The following is a 1,839-nucleotide window of genomic DNA, read 5'->3' on the forward strand; positions in this document are numbered from 1 at the left end:
CGCGCAGAGTGATTCCCAAGGCACAAACAACGGCTCGGTTTCCCCTTCGGGCGTAAAACAGACTTCGCGCCGTTGCCGGTTGAAGCGTGTGGGGATGATTTCGGTGAAGAGCTTGTGGGCCTTGAGCCAGTAAAAAAGGCAGGTGGCGGTTATGAAAAACCACATCATTATGGCTATGGGCCAGCTAAAGAAGAAAACGTCTTCTATTACTTCCCTGATCAACTCGGGGGAAAAGTCGTTCAGGAGTGCTAAAACGCCACTAATCATCGGAAAGCCAAAAGCGATGATACAGGCACACGTAAATGGTGCCCCCAAGGACATCTGGTACGAGAAGACTTGGGGGTTACCGCCCCCAAAGTCTAAATACACATCGTTGATGTCGCTGATATATGGGCAATACGGATGGGCATCTGTAGGAAGAGGTAATGGTGCCAGGTATGTCTTGCGACCCGTCATAAAAGACTCGATATCACCTGCTTGTGGCGAGGGAGGAGGAGTATCCGGGCGTAGTACTTGGTCATTGATTTTTTTGGGCATGCCCCTAATCCCCACTACCTGGAGCCTGCCGCTCAGCGCGATACACGTGCGCGAAAATCTCGGTGATGTCATGTCGCGGGTATTGCTTTCTCAGGGTGCGCACCTTGGCGCTGAGCCGCACCAAGGTGTTGCTGGGCTTGGCTCGTTGTTCCACTGGCAGGGGTTGCGACCAGTCGATCATGGCTTGGGGCAGGGCGCGGCGGCCGGTTTTGTCGATGCGCTTGATTTCCCATTCGACCAGCCGATTGGGCAGGGTCCAGAAGGTCATGACGTGGTAGACGTACCAGAAAAATGCGTACACCCAGCCCACCTCTTTCTCACGCAAACGCCGGTGCAGGCCGGCCCGGGCATTGCGGAAAGTGTGCAACCCTTCATGGGGCGGATCGTTTGGGCCTTGCAGCCCCAGCGGGTCCAGAATGGCATTGAAGTCGTCCAGTTCGTATGCCATGAAAGCGCGCACGGCTTCCCAGTGGGCTATGCCCAGTTGCGATCCCGCACACTGGAATTCCATGCATAACCATTCGCCCTCATGTTCAAAACCCATGCCCATGCCGTACTGGCGAGTGGCGCCGTATTGCGTGGCGCTATGCGACTGAATCACCCATGCGCAGAGTGATTCCCAAGGCACAAACAAGGACTCCGTTTCCCCTTCGGGCGTAAAACAGACTTCGCGCCGTTGCCGGTTGAAGCGTGTGGGGATGATTTCGGTGAAGAGCTTGTGGGCCTTGAGCCAGTAAAAAAGGCAGGTGGCGGTTATGAAAAACCACATCATTATGGCTATTGGCCAGCAAGCTAAGAAAACGTCCTCTGTGAACTCTCTGACCAGCTCAGGAGAATAGTCGAGCAGTGCTGCCGCAAAGCCGCTAATCATCGGGAAACCAAAAGCGATAATACAGGCACACGTAAATGGTGCTCCCAACGACATCTGGTACGAGAACACTTGCGGGTTACCGCCCCCAAAGTCTAAATACACATCGTTGATGTCGCTGATATATGGGCAATACGGATGGGCATCTGTAGGAAGAGGTAATGGTGCCAGGTATGTCTTGCGACCCGTCATAAAAGACTCGATATCACCTGCTTGTGGCGAGGGAGGAGGAGTATCCGGGCGTAGTATTTGGTCATTGATTTTTTTGGGCATGCCCCTAATCCCCACTACCTGGAGCCTGCCGCTCAGCGCGATACACGTGCGCGAAAATCTCGGTGATGTCATGCCGCGGGTATTGCTTTCTCAGGGTGCGCACCTTGGCGCTGAGCCGCACCAAGGTGTTGCTGGGCTTGGCCCGTTGCTCCACTGGCASG

At 54.7% G+C, this 1,839-nt stretch carries 1 protein-coding gene and 1 pseudogene; both read right to left on the reverse strand.

All coding sequences use genetic code 11. The features are described 5' to 3' along the window. Positions 1–537 (reverse strand): annotated as a pseudogene (locus tag BKD70_RS01985) (hypothetical protein); the annotation flags it as partial. A 4-nt stretch (positions 538–541) separates the two neighbouring features. Next, on the reverse strand, positions 542–1,678 hold the full coding sequence (locus BKD70_RS01990; protein ID WP_139145774.1) for a hypothetical protein: 1,137 nt from the start codon (positions 1,676–1,678) through the stop codon (positions 542–544). Between the last annotated feature and the right edge of the window lie 161 nt (positions 1,679–1,839).

This window comes from Pseudomonas sp. BS-2016, assembly GCF_001806145.1.
GTDB classification, from domain to species: domain Bacteria; phylum Pseudomonadota; class Gammaproteobacteria; order Pseudomonadales; family Pseudomonadaceae; genus Aquipseudomonas; species Aquipseudomonas lundensis.

Coding starts and splice junctions, on each gene's coding strand:
- BKD70_RS01990 (WP_139145774.1), bottom strand. CDS start 1,678: ATGCCCAAAAAAATCAATGACCAAATACTACGCCCGGATACTCCTCCT.